Below are 17454 nucleotides of genomic sequence, written 5' to 3' on the forward strand. Positions count from 1 at the left end.
CATTGTATTTGAAACTGATGATTTCGCTATTGAATCTAAGTCAAGAATTAAACAAGCTTACTATAGATATTTTTTAAAGCGACAATCACATTGTTATATTCACTTTCTAACTGATTAACTACTCCAGAAAGTTGCTCTAATGATTGCTCTGTAGCAGTATTTTCTAAAGTTTCACAGATATCTCCTAGCTTAATTGCACCAATACTTACACTAGGCGATCGCAAAGCATGAGCCGCTTTTTGCAACTTAACTTTGTCTTTTAAGACAATGGCTTCTTGAATGGCTTGGATTCGCCTAGGGGTATCTTCAAAGTAAACTTGGATGAGTTCAGCAACTAACTTTTTACCATCGCTACCTGCCATATTTTGTAGCTCTTGCAAAAAACTTTGGTCAATCACCTCTTCTAAGTCAGATTCTAAAGATGCAGAGGATAATGCAGATTCAGCTTCATCCATTAATTCAGAACCTTGTGAATTTCGATATTGCTGCATATCATACTTTTTCAAGACTGCTTCGAGTGCTTCCAGCCGAATCGGCTTACTGACGTAATCATCCATCCCGACTTTTAAGCATTCTTGGCGATCTTCTGCACGAGCATGGGCAGTCATCGCAATGATCCAGGGTTGAGCATGAAGAGAGAATTCCTGACGAATACGGACTGTTGTTTCCCAACCATCCATTTCTGGCATTTGAATATCCATCAACACAACATCATAGAGTTGTCGTTGCAATGCTTCTAAAGCTTCACGCCCATTATTAGCGACATCAGCCCGAAAACCTAAGCGCTCCAACATCTTCAGGGCTATTTTTTGATTGACCAAAACATCTTCAACCAAAAGAATCTTCAGTGGCAAACTTTGGGCAAGCTCGGAATCTATGGTTGGCAGATTTGGTGTCGGTAAGCGAGAGTAAGAGGGAATGGTAATCTTAGCCTCGGCTCGTCGAGTTGACCAACTACCACGCATAATTTGTAAGAGTGTATTGTGCAACTGATAATGTCGCACAGGCTTGTGCAGAAAGGCAGTAAACTCAGCCGCTACTTGTTTGACTTCTAAAGTTTGCTTGCCCTTAAAACTTAACATTACCAAAGGTAAGTGCTGCTGTCTGGGTATAGCCCGAATTTTAGCTGTAAAATCAAGGATATTGAGGTTAGGGCTATCGATATCTACGATAGCTAAGTCAAAGTGGAGTTGTTGCATTAAGCCGAGAGCAGCACTTAATTTTACACTTTGAACAATGACTCCCAAACTTTGAAGTTGCCATATTAAGCATTTCTTTAATTGGTCATTATCTGCGGCTAGAAGTAATTGCTTGCCAACAAGCTCTGGATATATGTTGCCAAAACTATCGGTAGTAGAAGGATCGACTTGTAGCGTCAGGGTGAAATAGAAAGTAGAACCAACACCAGTTTCACTTTCCACCCACATTTTGCCTCCCATAATCTCGCTGAGGCGTTTGCTAATGGCTAATCCTAGGCCAGTACCACCATAACGTCGAGTCATAGAAGCATCAACTTGACTAAAGGGCTTAAACAGTCGATCTAAGCGATCGCTTGCTATGCCAATACCTGTATCACTAACAGCAAACAGAAAATCATAGTATACATGACCATCAGCTGTAGTTTTTTGATGATGAATCTTTTGGACAGAGATTGTCACCATGACTTGTCCAACCTTGGTAAATTTGACAGCATTGCTGACTAAATTCCAAAGAATTTGGCGTACGCGGGTAATATCACCAATAATTAAAGTTGGTGTGCGCGGTTGGAATTGATACATCAATTCAATGCCTTTTAAAGCTGCTTGCGGAGCCAGCAAATCTAAGGCTTCTTCAACGCAAACTTGCAAATCAAAAGGTTGTTCTTCTAACTCTAAATTGCCAGACTCAATCTTAGAAAAGTCGAGAATGTCATTAATAATAGTTAATAAGGCATCGCCACTGTTACGGATGGTTTCTACATAGTCGAGTTGCTCTGGTTTGAGGGGTGTATCCAAAAGTAATCCAGTCATCCCCACGATCGCATTCATGGGAGTGCGAATTTCATGGCTCATCGTGGCGAGAAAATTACTCTTGGCCATATTGGCAGCTTCAGCCGCTTGTTTGGCCAGACTGAGTTCTTGGTTTTGCTGTACTAACAAATTGGCTTGTTTAATTTCTTTTGCTAGCAATTGGGCTTGAGTCAGAGCAATACCCATTTGATCGGCTAGATGTTTGAGCAGATCCAATTCTATGTCAGTCCATTGTCTGGGGCGATCGCACTGATGGGCAATTAATAACCCCCACAAATCTTCGCGCACCAAAATCGGGACTACTAAATTGGCTTTCACCTGAAATTGTTGCAAAAACTCTATATGACAAGGTTGTAATCCTGCTTGCTCTATATTGGAAATGACGCTAATTCGTCCTTGGCGATACAAGCATAAATATTTAGAAAAACAAGGATCGTAAATATCCCGATCTAAGGTAGTAGACCATCCCGAAGTTACTGCCTCTTGCACAACTTTACCAGAAGCATCAGGGTTAATTTGGTAGATTAAAACGCGATCGGCTTGCAAAATCCGCTGCACTTCCGTTACCGTTGTCTGAAGAATTTTTTCTAGCTGCAAGGACTGACGAATTTCTTCAGTGATTTGCTTGAGCAGAAGAGCGCGTTGGTACTGTTGCTGTAACGCTGCTTCTGCTTGTTTGCGTTCGGTAATATCGAGATGGGTTCCTACCATCCGCAAAAATTTTCTGTTGAAGTCGCACTGAACCAACTTACCCCGATCTAAAATCCACTTCCATTCCCCAGATTTCGTTAAAAAGCGTGCTTCCGCTTCATAAAAAGGAGTCTTACCCTGAATATGCGCTATCAACCGTTTTCGCATCAAGCGTCGGTCGTCTGGATGAATTAATCTATTGAGAACTTTAATATCATCATCTAATTCCTCTGGTTTGTAACCCAAAATTGTGTACCATCGGGGGCTGCGATAAACTTCTCCAGTTGCTAAATTCCAATCCCACAGCCCTTCTTCTACTGCATCAAGAGCTAATTTTAACTGTTCCTCGCTCGACCGCAAGTCAATTTCTGACTGTTTTCTCAGGGTAATGTCACGATACTTCCACAAATGACCATAAAATTTGTTATCTACCACAATGGGTACATAATCTTGTTCCAAAATTCGCCCATCTTGGAGTTGCCATTCTTGATTGACAACTATTTCTCCTTGATGCAAAATCTCATCTAAGCGTTGGATAAATCTGTCTGAGTCAGCAACAAGCTGTTTGCTGGCTTCGGATGCTTGACGACAATCCATGCCTTGTAAAGCTTCTGGAGTTACTGGAATATTAAATAAGCTGCAAAACTCTTGATTTGCCAGAATTACGTGTCGATTTTCGTCTTCTAGTAAAACACCAACTTGTAAACTTTCAATCAGCGTTCTCAGTCGAGATGCAGTGGCTCTTAATTCAGCTCGTTGTTCGGTGAGTTTTGTCGTGAGTTTTTTCGCATCGTTGAGCGCGGAATTTTTGGCTTGTAAAAGAAACAGATAATCTGAAACTGAGTCATATAGAGGAAAATCATCAATGCTCAGTTCTAACTTTTTGAGGTCTGCAATATCTGTAATCCAGGGAGCGCCAAGAAAGACAAAATAATTGCTATCTTCTACATATACTATCTGTCCTTTTAGCTGCATTTCTTTGTGGAGGGATTGCAGCAGAAACAGAGATTTAGTTTGTTGACAAATAGCTTCAAAATTCACCGAACAGTTAGGACGATTAATAGAGAAATGTTCTTCTAGAGAACTATTAAGAATTGTCATTGGTTCTAGAATGCGTTGCAGCACATCACCCACCTGGACAATCTTCATCTGACAATCTACCACCAGATGGAAGGGAAACAACGCTCCAAATTGGTCAGCACTAAGAGTAAACTGCTTTAACCCGATAGCATTATAATTAGTCATCAGACTGCAAATCTGTATATTTTATAGAGAAAATATCGTGAGTCTCTCCTTGCTCACGAAAACTAACTTGGGTAACATCCACATTTGTCTGAAAACGTTTTCCCAATCCGTGGAGTAAACCAATTACCATTGGGGCCAGTCCTTGGCGAGTCGATTGGTAATGGAGTTCCATAGTTTTGTCGCTAGTGTGTTCACACTCAAAAGATGGTGGACGAAGTTGCGAAAAACTTAAACCAACCCTAGCATGGAGATTATCAAGATTTTCGAGAAACTGCGGTAACGATGTTCCCGCACTAGCTAAAAGCTCTTTATATCCTTCTTCTGCCGTATAATTCACCCAATATTCTCCAAAAGCTTGGAGAATTTCATCAGCAGGTGTATTTAAAACTTCACAAGCAGCTGACACCAAACGATAGGTAACATCGTCAGAATAACTATCCATCCCAATAAAAAAGTCAATATCCTCAATATCTGCTTTTTGTTTAATCCTTTCCCAAGTTTCCTCCCCGTGATATTCGCAAACCATATCTTGAATTGCTTTGTTAACTAAACCATACATTGTGTTTGCTCTTTTGATGTAGTACATATTCTTTTGTAAAAATTTTAAAGCCAGATACTTCCTTTATCTTTGGGTATTAATACTGAAAAAAATAACTTGCTATCTAAATATTTTCACTGTTATAGACATCCGGTTTGATTTAGGAATTTACTTTAGTAGTCTGCCAATACAACTTTGCTAGGTGCATCAAATTTTCTAGTTCTCTCTTTACTCTTTCTTTGAGTAATTCGCGTCTTCGTGGTTTGTTTCTTTACCCCTTAAAGTTGACTTGCTAAACTACTAACATCTAGCCTATGTTCGTTATCTACTTGTACTGCACTCAACAGAAAAACGCTGTATATAGCGGTAGTCACCTAGCCTAGGACAGTTTTGATAGTTTAGCTTCAAGGCTTGATGAGATAAGAATCCGGTTTGATTTAAGTTACTTGTGTCTTGTAAAACGACACTCATCAAATTTCAGACCTTGTGTCTGGCTATATTGCAAGCTGCTCTAATGACATTATTGGGATGAGACTGATCAAGTGAAGTGGTCATCATAAGATTTACTCTAGCTTTTGAGCCTGCTATTAATTAGCGCTCATTGCTGATTCAATAAATTTGAGTGCTTTTACTGACTGTCAAAGAGTCTAAGGGAAAAGTCGTAGTCATTAGCAGTTAGTGGAGAAATTCTCAACAAGTCTCCTTTTTATTTCCCCGCCTTACTTCCTGGTTGAGAAATCAAGGAGGATGATGAGATTATGACTTGGGTGCACATGTTCTTGTGATATGGCTGTAAATGAGTAATTTCTTTGGGATCAACTATGCTCGCCTGACATCACAAACTTAGTCTCTTCTTCAAATTGAGTTGCTTAATATACTTATATTGGCTTGTGTGAATATAATCTAGTTTTCACATTCTGTGAGTAATGTTTGTGTTTTGAAGTAGACAAAATTCATATTGCTCTAAATGCCTCATTTCTTCACTCTAATTTTTAAGAAAGTAACATTTTCTTTACAACTATTTAAACTTAATCTCATTATTTATATCATTGTATTAACAGGATAGATGAGTGATATTTGAAGAGTTGTTAGCAAATATTGCTTTTATTAACTGTGAACAAAAAATGGGCTGTTAAACGAATTACCATTAATTTGACATCAACCGAAGCCGAAAAACTGGAAGTCTATTGCTCGCACACAGGCAGACCTGCAACTGATGTGATTCGAGAATTAATTCGTTCTTTAAAAACTGAAGAAAAAGAAACTAACGCTTGATAGATTGAAATCAGTCACAATTACATACCACGTTCTCTTTTTCCTGCTATCTCTCTATATATCACCTCCCAACTTCATCATTCTTTCTCTCAGTTATCAATTAACTTTTGTCAAGTTGAGCGGGTTTATGGCCACCAAATACCGCAAAGCTAAAATTTTTGTACCAACAGTCTACATTTTGAAAACCTGCGACTTCTAACCAACTCAGTTGAACATCGAGAGGTGTCATGAGATCGTATTTCATCCGTTCTTGTGCGGCTTGCAATTCTGTGGATGAAATTCCCGAAGCAATTACAGAATTTAACCAATTTTGACGATAAAGTTGTTCTAATGCCGTAGTTTTGCCTAACACTTGATCGGCATTCACAAACATCCCTCCTGGAGCCAAAGCATTGTAAATTTTATGATATAAACGCTGCTTATCAGAATCTGATAAGTGGTGAATGGATAAGGCTGAGATCACAAGATCGTAGGTGTCACTCAAATCAACTTCTAAATAGTTAGCAACTAAAATTTGAGGGACTTTACCCATTTTGCTAAATCTCGATTTAGCCTTATCTAGCATTTCCACGGCTAAATCTACTAAGGTAAATTCTGCTTGAGGAAATATTGATTGCACCATACCGGAGTAAAGTCCAGTACCAGCACCTAAATCTAAAACCTTCAGTGGTGCTAATTCATGGCTAGGAATAATTTCAACTGCTGTTTGATAAAAATCATCAAAACAAGGGATTAACAGTCGGCGCAAACTATCATAATCTGCTGCGGATTTATTAAAGGCTTCTTGAATATTCATCAGATAAGTTGTCAATTCTCAGATAATAACGGTTTACAGGCCAATCATACTACTGGACTGTCTAGACTAAAATAGTGCATTAAAGGTAGGTTGGGTGTAACGCAGTGAAACCCAACACTTTCAGAATTTTTTTGGGTTACGCTCCGCTTCACCAAACCTACAATTTTTTTGCAACATTTTAGCCTTGCCACGCCACTACATACCTAGTCTAGCAGCAGCAACCATGTAGCGAAAAATGTAGTCTAATAACTCAATATAGTTCCTAGCAGTTTCCAGAGAACCGGCCCAAACTGTCAGACCATGATCTCGAATTAGTAATGCAGATATTTGTGGTGCAGCTAAGGCAAAGCGTTTTTCAATATCAACAGCAATTTGGGAAACTTGGAAATGATTGGTAAAAATTGGGATTACACAAGAAGGGTTTTCTTGCCAAATTCCCAAACCTTTAAGCATTTCCAAAGGAGGTAAAGGTAGGGTATCACCTTCAACAAAACGAGAAACTAAATTGCTTTCAATCGAATGTATGTGATAACAAGCTTGTGATTGAGGAAACAGGTTGTAAATTAATTGATGAATAACTGTTTCTGCTGAGGGTTTTATCTGGAGACTTGATGGTTTTACTTTACCATCAGATGTAATGCAAACAAAATCGTTGAGCAATAACTCACCTTTAGATTTACCACTGGCAGTAATCCAAAAACTACCATCAGCTAATCGAGCAGAAAGATTGCCAGCAGTACCTACCATCCAACCTTTTTGGTAAAAATACCTTGCCGTGGCAATTAGTGAAGAGCGAGGATCTGTTATGTTTGAGTTAAACTCCATGATTTCGCTAAATAATCGCGGATTTCTAAAAAATCATTCCAAGGAATATAGGGTTTTTGATGTTCATCTAAATATCTTGTTAAGGGAGAGCGGGCAAAAACAACAGAAGCTTGCAAGCCCATATTTAAATCAGTGAGGGAGTCACCAATAGCTATTTTTTCATCTGCTGGGTACTTATCCATAACCTGCACCTTGGCGACAAGTTCTGTATCTCCTTCGTATGGAGAAATTACTTTTAAATAAGTACCGCTAGTATCAACATCTACAGCATAAATATTACTTACTCTCTGCACTAGTTTATCTAAAACAATTTCTACCATTCCCCTCAAACCACCAGAAATTACGATTAATGGCACTCCTTGAAAATCTAAAAAATCTAACAATTCTACAAATCCAGGACGAATTAATTGTGGTTGGGTAAATTCAATGATGTCTGCATAGCTGGCAGAGGGAATTGATTGTAATATTTGCTTTACTCCTGCTCGGAGTGACAGCCTTTTCGCATACATTTCAGGTATTAACTTTGCGGCAACTTCTGGTGCAAATTTCTGCAAAACCGCAACGAAAGTTTCCTCAACTGTAATAGTGCCGTCAAAGTCACAAAAAACAATTCGCTTCACTGGTTATATTGACTCTATATTTGGATGAATTTTTTTAATTTACCTTACTAGAGGTTGACGAGTGCGAATTTCTCTTCCTGTGTATTGTGGTGTCCAACCATCTGTGGTGATGAAATAACGTATTGCTTTGACTCGCTTTGCTGGGGTGAGATAAAACCAATGCTCGGTTCCGGCTGGGACGTTAATATATTCTTCTGGTTGTACTGTAAGTTCTACTTGAGTCCCATCAGGGCGTACAAAACCAAAAATTGCTTCGCCATCAATGACGTAGCGAACTTCATCATCTGCATGGGTATGAATTTGGTCAAACTTGGCCATTAATTCATCAAGATGATCAATTAGCGGATGAAGAACAATCAAATCACGAGATTGATAGCCTGCTGTTTGTTGCAGTTGTTCAAAGTAACTGTCTAAAGTTTTGAGTACTTGTTCTTTTTCATCTTCATTCAGGCTGGAATTTGCTAATAAGCTTTGTAATTCAGGATTGTTTGGGATATTCCAGCGATTAATTTGAATATTGAGAGGTGCTAATTCTTGGATAATTTGATTTAAATCAGTGTACAAAGTTCCATTTTCTAGTTTTAAAATTGCCATTGTGGTAATCCAAAAAAAGCTGCGTTGAGATTTTGTGTTTTGTAAATTCAGGGAGAATTTTTGCAAGATTTAACTGCACATATAGCCATCTTATTTGCACAGCAGTTGGTTTGCATATTTGTGCTAAATTATTAGGTAACTTCGAGAGCAGGGCGCGGTGAAACTTCTGTATTTAACCAATTTAAAAAGCCTTCGTTAACGCCTATGGGAGAAATTTCCCCGATAAAATTAGTATAACTAATGTACTCTCGAATAACTTTTTCAATTTCTAAAGTATACCCATTTTGGGTTTTAATGATTAAAACTACTTCTGGTTCTTCAGTAATTTCTCCTTGCCAAATGTAGGCACAGGTGATGGGAAACCAATTGACACAAACTGCTAGCTTACGTTCTAGTAATGCTCGACCAATTTGACGAGCTTCATCTGGATTATTTAACGTTACGTAATATAGTTTCATAAAAAGACCAACCTAAAATTGAACTGAGCAATAGTATTTGATTTCTTTAGCTGGACACAATTGTTAGCTAATATAGCGATTCTCGCGTGAGGTACAGAATCAATATTTTAAAACGCAGAGGAACGCCGAGGAAAGCGCAGAGGCACACTGAGATTTGCCCAATTCTATTAGCGATGTTCTTAGTACCTCAGCAGATTAAGAAACGCTATAGGGAAATGGCTATCTAGAGCTTTTATCCATCTGCGCCTTTTTAAAAGTAAGTTTATCTTATCTGAAACCTATAGAATAACCTAAATGAAGCCAAGCAAACTGGAGGCTGGTAAAAGATGATACTTATTTAGCAACTTCACCATACTAAATTAGACCACAAAGTAAGAAGTAAGAAGAGAAATAGAGTTTTGATTCACCTATCAAAATCAATTTGTTTAAGTACTAGTTGTTTTATTTCTGCATCTGCTGGTTGGTCTATTTCGATAAACTTTGGCCCAATAATGAGAACTATCACCATCATTAATAAACTTGTGACCATGATGATGCTGACTACGTTAGGGTCGGAAAAATTACTCGTACCTACTAATAATGCTGCGGCAAAATTGCGTTGTGCGGTTCCTACTCCTAGCACACGTTGGGTATCAATGCCAGGGCCGCCTAAAAGATAACCAACGCTAAAGGAGAAAATAATAAAGACTGCACAAACAAAGATTGCACCTGTTTTTAATAATGTGATGATATCGTTAGTATGAATAAATAGTCTGACTACTAAACCTAAAAGTAATCCAGCACTAGATAACTTGAAAAAAATTGGCTGGATAATGGGAGCGATCGCACTAAATTTGGCTTTGATCAATAATCCAATTACTAATGGGCTAACCATCAGCAATAACAAGGGTTTGCCAATATCCCAAGAGTTAATTTCTACACCTTGCACCACCAAGGGCAGTACTATCGGCATATAAAAAATAGTGCCAAGCATCAACAGCATCATTAATCCTACAGAAAAGGCGATATTACCCTTAACTATTTGAGCTAGTTTTGGCAAAGCTGGCGGCCCCGATGCTACTGCCATGACTAGTAGACCATCTTTTAGTGGTTCACTTAAAGGTACTATTTGTACTAGCAAATAGATAAAAATTGGCACTAACACAAAATTCGCCAGCAGAGATGACACAACGAGCCGAGGACTGCGAAGAGGTTCCCAAATTTGTTGTATCGTTAAACTTAAACCTGCACCCAACATAGTGCAAACAATAAATGTGAACAGTGCAAGTTTGTCGGTTAATACTAATAGTTCATTCATGATTTAATTCATCGTGCAGAATAAAGTAGTGAGGGATATAGGGCAATAAATTTCAGTTAAAGCTAAACTAAACTTCTAGGACTTACGCACAGGCTACGGAAGAACGTAGACGCGATAGCGGCTTGCCGCAGGCTACCACAGAGGCACAGAGTTTACGGAGAAATGAGAGTTTGAGAGAGTTTTTGCGTAAGTCCTAACTTCTTTATTAAACGAACCACATAGACGCGTAAGCGGCTTCCCGCAGGGTAGGACGCAAAGAGCGCGAAGAGAAGAAAAAATTACTCACTGAACTGTATTGGATATAGGGAACAGGGAACAGCAAAATCAGGCAAAGATTCGAGTTGTATTAAAAACCATTCCCCATTCCCAATCTCTATTACTTCAACTCCAAACTGACTTGTTGTAAGTTACCAGTAAAAGCAAAGGGTACTTGATAGCTATCTACAACTGGAGTACCTGTATCTCTGCCAATATCAAAGGTTTCGTCTAGGGCTAAACGGTAAGCGATGGTTTTTTCTATGCGTCCTTCGGCTACCTGTTGGTCGTTGATGAAGAGTTTGCCGATGCCACCTGCACCTACACCACCGTCATAATCAAAGTTGAATTGTAGTGTAGATTGACCAGGGGGTAATTTTTCTGGGGCTTGGATGATGTAACGGGCAGTGTTTGCGTAGTTGTAAATATATGTGGGTTTACCATCTTCTAGGAAGAAACTCCAACCAGCAAAGCGTCCACCTTGGGTTAACAAAACACCTTCTGCACCATTTTCAGGAATTTCTACGTTAGCTGTGATGTTGAAGGAGCGATTTTTGAGATTGGGGGCGCTACCTTCGGGGATGCCGACTGTACCGGGATAGTAAGTGAAAGTTGTGCGTCCTTTGGTGAGGCTGGGGCGAATTTTAACATCAAATCTTTCGCCTATGCGATCGTCTAATGGTAAGACTTGGTGTTTGCGGGCTTCTTTTAAAAACAACTTTTGCAGTTTTTCTAGCTTCTGGGGGTTTTCCTTGGCTAGATTCTTCGCCTCGCTGAAATCTTCGGCAATGTTGTACAGTTCCCATTCATCTGTCTCAAAGCTACCTTTTACCGTGCGTTCCCAAGGTAAGCGACCGTGACGTGCGGCTGCTACCCAACCTTCGTGGTAAATTGCTCGGTTGCCAAGCATCTCGAAATACTGAGTTTCTCGATGGGAGGGTACATCTGGTTGGTTAAAGGTGTATGCAAGGCTAGTACCTTCGATCGCCTGTTGTTTGACACCATTAACTTCTTTGGGGATAGCAATTCCCGCTACTTCTAAAATGGTGGGGGCAATATCAATTACATGATGGAATTGACTGCGAATACTACCTTGGTCTTTGATATTGTCGCCCCAGGAAATTACTAAGGGGTTACGAGTACCGCCAAAGTGAGAGGCGATTTGTTTTGTCCATTGGAAAGGCGTGTTAACTGCCCAAGCCCAAGCCGCCGGAAAATGGTTGAAGGTTTTGGGGCTACCCAAGTCATCATAAGCAGCTAGTAGTTGTTGGAGATTTTCGGGTACACCGTTGAAAACTTGCAGTTCGTTGACGCTACCTGTTAAACCACCTTCGGCACTCGCACCGTTATCTCCAACGACATAAATAACTAAGGTGTTATCTAGTTCACCGAGTTGGTCAACGGCATTAATTAGCCTGCCGACTTCATAATCTGTATGTGCTAAAAATCCAGCAAATACCTCGGCCATGTGGGCATAGAGTTTTTGCTGTTCGGCGGAGAGGGAATCCCACGCTGGCAATTCTTGGGGGCGGGGTGTAAGTTGGGCGTTGGCTGGAATTACACCCTGTTGTTTTTGACGGGCAAAGGTTTCTTGGCGTAATTTATCCCAGCCTTGGTCAAATTTGCCTTTGTACTTTTCAATCCACTCTTTGGGGGCGTGGTGGGGTGCGTGGGTGGCTCCGGTGGCGAGGTAGGCGAAAAAGGGTTTTTCTGGCGCGATGGATTGTTGGTTGCGAATCCAGGCGATCGCATGGTCTACTAAGTCAGGTGTCAGGTGATAATCTGGCTTGTTGGGTTTGTCTACACGTTTAGTATTTTCCACTAAAGCCGGACTCCACTGATTAGTATCACCACCAAGAAAGCCGTAAAAATACTCAAATCCTAACCCTGTAGGCCAGCGATCAAAAGGCCCGGCGGCACTGGTTTCAAAGTCTGGTGTATTGTGCCATTTCCCAAAAGCTGCGGTGTTGTAGCCATTTTGTCGCAGGATTTCGGCAACGGTGGCTGCACTTTTAGGCAGAATTGTTGTGTAGCCAGGATAACCTGTAGCTAATTCTTCTACTACCCCTGTATTGACTGAATGATGATTGCGTCCAGTTAACAAAGCTGCTCTGGTAGGCGAACACAGGGCTGTGGTGTGAAATTGGTTATAGCGTAATCCGCTTTCGGCGAGGCGCGTTAAGTTAGGCGTATCCACCGGGCCGCCAAAGGTGCTGGCTTGGCCAAAACCCACATCATCTAAAATCACTAACAAGACGTTGGGGGCTTTAGCTGGGGCGGTGATGGGTTGGGGAAAGTCTGGTTGTGATTCTTTATAGGTGAGGCCAATTTTACCTTTGAATTCTGGGAAGGGAACGGGTAAAACTTCTGATGTAGCTGCTAAGGCTGGGCTATTGACCATCAACAAAGTGATGAGCAAAGATAAAGCGATCGCCTTTGCTATTTCTCTGAAAAATTCCCAATGCTTGGATTTAAACTTCATTCTGCATCCTTTCTGTAGTCAAATTCATTACTAAGCGAAACCCAATATGAGTTGTTCCCGTATCGGGTGCTTGAGATTCTCGCGCCGCCGGACGGAAGCGGCTGCAATAGTTAGGCGCACACAAATAAGACCCACCTTTGATAACATGTAGAGCAATTTCTGTGGGTTTATTCGGGTCAAAGCTTGTTTCTGGGCCTGTGGGATTGAGCGTGTGGGTTTTGTGGTTGTGTCCCGGTTGAAACCAATCACTCGTCCATTCCCAAACATTACCCGTCATGTCATACAGACCATAACCGTTAGGCGAAAAGGAACCAACGGGTGCAATACCGACATAACCATCTTTTTTACTATTAAAAAAGGGAAAAATGCCTTGCCAGGTGTTGGCTTTTTTTGCGGAATATTGGTCGCCCCAGGTATAAGTTGCATTATCTAAACCACCACGGGCCGCATATTCCCATTGCGCTTCAGTCGGGAGTGATTTACCTGCCCATTGGGCATAGGCTAGGGCATCTGCGTAGGCAATATGCACGACTGGATAGTTATCTTGATTGATGATGGCACTTTCCCCGCCAAAGGGATGTTGCCAATTCGCCCCAGTCTGCCAATGCCACCAACTTAAATACTTTGAGCCTGGTTGGGCTATTTCAAACACCAGAGAACCCGGTAATCTCTGTTCATCTGGCAAATCAGGAAACTGTTCTTTGGGTAAAGGACGCTCTGCAATGGTGACATATCCTGTTGCTTTGACGAAGGCTGCAAATTGGGCGTTAGTTACTTCATATCTATCAATGCAAAAGGAACTAACTTTGACTTCTTGTGCGGAGAGTTCTTCTAGATAGCCTGAATTCTCCGATCCCATCGTGAATGTGCCACCGGGAATCATCACCATTTCTGCTGGACAGGAATTGGAACTAGTGGCAAAGGCTGGAGGCGTGATGAGTGAGAGTGCGATCGCTATTCCAATAACTAACGACAGTGTTAAAAAACTTTTTCTTGACTGGGACATTGTGAAAACTACCCCCTCAGTAGGGTGGTACTTGCTAGCTTCTGCTTTTGCTTAACCAGATTCAAGTTGTTTTGAATCAAAAACTCTGAGCTAGTAATGAACAACTTGAGTCTGTTTTTAAATACTGTATACCGATTGGTTTAGCGTATCTAATACAATAAAGATAAACTACCTCCTCAGCCAAAATAAGTCAATAAGCTAAGTTCAAGTTGCAGTCAGAGTTGTAGAGATGTTGGAAGCAAGGTTTCTATTAAAGCTGAGAGTAGGAATATTGAGGATGCGGTTACAGATGCGATCGCCTTGCCCCACTCATATTCATGATTATTTTCTGAGAATTTACTTGTTCGTATACAAAATATACAAAGTATACGTTAACTTCAACGCCAGCACCAACATAAATTGATACATCGGTTAGACATAATAATAATCGAGTCAGCCAAATCTACATACCCAACTAGCTTCAGGCATTGTCCAAGCAATTAGTTGTTTTTGAGCAATGCCTAAGCTTTTACTTACTCTTCATCCTGTAGATAGATTAATTTTTTTAGGGAACTTACAAAAAATAACGTTCCTGGCTTAGACAAAGATATTTAGCAATCAAATTTCTCCAAAGATGCGATCGCATCTTTCAATTTTGCGGTTAACTGTAATTTATTCATATTTGCAGAAATGCTGATATCTCAACAGTTCAGCGTGATTTTCCCACCACAATTTATTTTTCTTGAAAGATTAAAAATTTATAACAAATTCCGAAATAGACTAACGGTTTTAGTGGTTTTATTTATACTAAAAAGTGAGAATTAATAGGTAAATACAATGGACGAACTAGTTAAAAAAATTGCTGGTCTAGGTCTTCCTGGTATACTTTTCTTGATTGCATCTGCCGCATCAGGTGGTAGTATCCCTGCTGTTGCTACTCTACTCTCGTCTTTAGGAGGGCCATTAGGCTTCTTAGGTGGTTTAGGACTACTTGGTTTAGCAGGTATCCTCGGAGAATACATCACAGCATTTGGCATTGAAAACATTCTCAAGCTAGTTTATTCAGAACGTAGCAAAACTGAATCTGTCAGATTTCTCCTCAAAGAAATTCAAGACTTACCCATTACAGATTCACTCAAACTCAAACTCAAACATCACATTAGCCCAGTAGTAGTAACTGAAGCAGAAGAAAGCCCTATTCCAACAACAGCAGAATTTGTTGATGAGCAACCAGTCGGCTAGTTAAATTAACTTTGACACTGCCCAATGAATATGGCTGTTAGGATAGGCAGACAGTAAAAGTAAATAAAATTTGCCTAGTTAATTGCGATTAAAATAGGTAAATTTTTCCCAACAGCTTTTTTAGAACACTGATTCATTACTTACAATCATCGCTCAGAACTCATTTTCTTTTGCTTTTACAAAAAAATCTTTACCTGTAAAAGACTAAAAAATAAGTTTTTAAGTTATTGATGATATTAGTTCATCAGTGTTCTAATCTTTAATTTTAGCAATTGTACAACTTAAGAAATATCTGAGATTTTGTAAGAAAACATGCGTCTGAATCCAGGAGTCAGAATATTAGAAAATTGAGAATAATGTGTCTCAAGCAATAGAATAATTATACGCATATTGCTTTTAAAGCATGACTTCTGGCAGATGTCTGCTGAATTATTATGAGATTTTTTACGTTAAAAATTAAATAATTTTATTTTTTAAATTTATTAATTTAAATGATATTTAAAACTTGTTATTTTGATGAATTGATGATACATTTTTAAATGTTTAACGTCAATTTTCCGAGAGGAAATATTATGTCTATAAACACATTAACAGCGTCAAATACAGAGGCATTACCATTTTTTGCCCATTTTTTAGAATATCAATCTGCTGCTGAACCATCAGAAGACCCTCCATCAAATCCTTCTGACGATGATTCTTTTCCTCTTCCTCCTCCTATTTATACTTTGAAATTTCCTTCTGATTGGGAAGATAGGTAAGGATATCTAAAAAGTACTAATACGATGCCTAGTAAAACTTTTCTTGCCTGACTTCTGCCTCCTGCTATAAAATTCATAGGATGTGAAGCCACTTACTTCTTGTATATCTCTGAATTTGTCGAAAATTCGGAGATATACAGCGAATCCAGAGTTAAATACACAGTTTAATTTGATACCTATGGCACTATGCCGAATATTTGTACTATTAATTTAAAGCCATCTTGTCGCCCTTAGTTTTTATCGCCGAGCTAGTGCTTTCGGTCGCCAAACTAATAGGTGTAAGATATGTGTCGAGAGAATTTTGCTTTTTGAGTCATTTAATGCTTGCTTTGTGGGAATGAATTGTGATAACTTCCTAATCAAAGCTAAGTACGTTAATTCTATCAACTTACAGTAGTTTTGGTTGAGAACTCAATCACCAAAGTCAGCTTAGTAGTTTAAGGCTGAATACAAAGCATTATCAGGCTTTTTATGGCAATTCAAACAGTCGGTATTTTAAGTCCGGGTGATATGGGACAGGCTATAGGCTCTGTTCTGAGTCAAAATGGGTTAAGAACTATTGCCGCCCTAGAAAATCGCAGTCAAAGAACCCGACAATTAGCAGCCGTAGCCAATATTCAAGATGTTGGTTCTCTCACACAGTTGGTAATTGAATCGGATGTAGTGTTATCAGTTTTAGTCCCTGCGGCGGCGGCGGAAGTTGCCCAGCAAGTAGCCCAGGTAATTAGTAATGTGGGCAAACAAATTCTTTATGTTGATGCTAACGCGATCGCACCCCAAAAAGTAAAAAGTATCGCTCAAATCATTGAATCCTCAGGAGCGACATTTGTTGATGCTGCCATTATTGGCCCACCACCGAGAATTCCCGGACGCACTCGCATCTATGCTTCTGGCAAACACGCCACAGAATTTCAACACTTGAGTAATTATGGCTTAGATATCCGAGTCATTAGTGATGAAATTGGTCAGGCTTCTGGATTAAAAATGTCTTACGCCGCCCTCACCAAAGGATTAACAGCAATTAGCACAGAATTATTAATTGCTGCCCATCGTTTAGGTTTGGACGAGCAACTATGGCAAGAAGTATCTCATAGTCAACCAGCACTTGCGAGTATCTTGCTTCGTGCCATTCCGTCTATGACACCAAAAGCACATCGTTGGGTAGGGGAAATGGAAGAAATTGCAGAGACCTTTAAAGAAGTAGGTTTGACTGAGCGAATTTTTTACGGCGCAGCTGATATTTACCGTTTAGTCAAAGATACCTCTTTAGGAAAAGAAACACCAGAAGAAAGCGATCGCGAACGGCAATTAAAAGAAATCATTAATATTCTTGCTGACGAAACTGCGACAAACTAAAACTGTAACTTCATTCAAGTCTGGTCAAA

Annotated in this window: 14 protein-coding genes; 4 read left to right on the forward strand and 10 right to left on the reverse strand. The window is 39.8% G+C overall.

Going from position 1 to position 17454, the window contains the following annotated elements; all coding sequences use genetic code 11:
• Positions 1 to 47 precede the first annotated feature (47 nt).
• Complete coding sequence (locus H6G69_RS01690) at positions 48 to 3944, reverse strand: response regulator (protein ID WP_190680899.1); 3897 nt, start codon at positions 3942 to 3944, stop codon at positions 48 to 50.
• Positions 3937 to 4503, reverse strand: coding sequence for a heme NO-binding domain-containing protein (locus H6G69_RS01695; RefSeq protein ID WP_190681190.1), 567 nt, complete (start codon positions 4501 to 4503; stop codon positions 3937 to 3939). The genes H6G69_RS01690 and H6G69_RS01695 overlap by 8 nt, the downstream gene beginning before the upstream one ends.
• Before the next feature lie 1092 nt (positions 4504 to 5595).
• Between H6G69_RS01695 and H6G69_RS01700 the strand changes: the two genes are divergently transcribed.
• Positions 5596 to 5757, forward strand: coding sequence for a CopG family transcriptional regulator (locus H6G69_RS01700; RefSeq protein ID WP_313950112.1), 162 nt, complete (start codon positions 5596 to 5598; stop codon positions 5755 to 5757).
• Between the two features lie 100 nt (positions 5758 to 5857).
• Here H6G69_RS01700 and H6G69_RS01705 read toward each other — a convergent pair whose 3' ends face one another.
• The 8 genes from H6G69_RS01705 to H6G69_RS01740 form a co-directional block, all read right to left on the reverse strand.
• Entirely contained in the window at positions 5858 to 6553 is a 696-nt protein-coding gene (locus H6G69_RS01705; protein ID WP_190680903.1) for a class I SAM-dependent methyltransferase, read from the reverse strand.
• 195 nt (positions 6554 to 6748) lie between these two features.
• Positions 6749 to 7378 carry a methylthioribulose 1-phosphate dehydratase gene (mtnB, locus tag H6G69_RS01710; RefSeq protein ID WP_190680905.1) on the reverse strand — a complete coding sequence of 210 codons (630 nt, stop codon included), beginning with the start codon at positions 7376 to 7378 and terminating at the stop codon, positions 6749 to 6751.
• Positions 7357 to 7998, reverse strand: coding sequence for an HAD-IB family phosphatase (locus tag H6G69_RS01715; RefSeq protein ID WP_190680907.1), 642 nt, complete (start codon positions 7996 to 7998; stop codon positions 7357 to 7359). Before H6G69_RS01715 ends, mtnB begins: the two co-directional genes overlap by 22 nt.
• A gap of 39 nt (positions 7999 to 8037) precedes the next feature.
• Positions 8038 to 8592 (reverse strand): acireductone dioxygenase, encoded by a 555-nt coding sequence (locus tag H6G69_RS01720; protein WP_190680908.1) that lies wholly within the window; start codon positions 8590 to 8592, stop codon positions 8038 to 8040.
• A gap of 131 nt (positions 8593 to 8723) precedes the next feature.
• Complete coding sequence (gene cutA, locus H6G69_RS01725; protein WP_190680910.1) at positions 8724 to 9050, reverse strand: divalent-cation tolerance protein CutA; 327 nt, start codon at positions 9048 to 9050, stop codon at positions 8724 to 8726.
• Positions 9051 to 9453: 403 nt separating this feature from the next.
• Positions 9454 to 10347, reverse strand: a complete 894-nt coding sequence (locus H6G69_RS01730; RefSeq protein WP_190680911.1) for a bile acid:sodium symporter family protein — start codon at positions 10345 to 10347, stop codon at positions 9454 to 9456.
• Between the two features lie 376 nt (positions 10348 to 10723).
• Positions 10724 to 13084: an arylsulfatase gene (locus H6G69_RS01735; RefSeq protein ID WP_190680914.1), complete on the reverse strand. Its 2361-nt coding sequence runs from the start codon at positions 13082 to 13084 to the stop codon at positions 10724 to 10726.
• Complete coding sequence (locus H6G69_RS01740) at positions 13074 to 14090, reverse strand: formylglycine-generating enzyme family protein (protein WP_190680916.1); 1017 nt, start codon at positions 14088 to 14090, stop codon at positions 13074 to 13076. Before H6G69_RS01740 ends, H6G69_RS01735 begins: the two co-directional genes overlap by 11 nt.
• An 816-nt stretch (positions 14091 to 14906) precedes the next feature.
• On the opposite strand from H6G69_RS01740, the gene H6G69_RS01745 reads away from it, so the two are divergent.
• From H6G69_RS01745 to H6G69_RS01755, 3 genes are all read left to right on the forward strand, one after another.
• On the forward strand, positions 14907 to 15311 hold the full coding sequence (locus H6G69_RS01745) for a hypothetical protein (RefSeq protein WP_190680918.1): 405 nt from the start codon (positions 14907 to 14909) through the stop codon (positions 15309 to 15311).
• Between the two features lie 572 nt (positions 15312 to 15883).
• Entirely contained in the window at positions 15884 to 16069 is a 186-nt protein-coding gene (locus H6G69_RS01750) for a microviridin/marinostatin family tricyclic proteinase inhibitor (protein ID WP_190680920.1), read from the forward strand.
• Positions 16070 to 16540: 471 nt separating this feature from the next.
• Complete coding sequence (locus H6G69_RS01755; RefSeq protein ID WP_190680922.1) at positions 16541 to 17425, forward strand: NAD(P)-dependent oxidoreductase; 885 nt, start codon at positions 16541 to 16543, stop codon at positions 17423 to 17425.
• The last annotated feature ends 29 nt before the right edge of the window (positions 17426 to 17454 follow it).

The sequence above is a fragment of the Nostoc sp. FACHB-110 genome (genome assembly GCF_014697425.1).
GTDB lineage: Bacteria > Cyanobacteriota > Cyanobacteriia > Cyanobacteriales > Nostocaceae > Nostoc_B.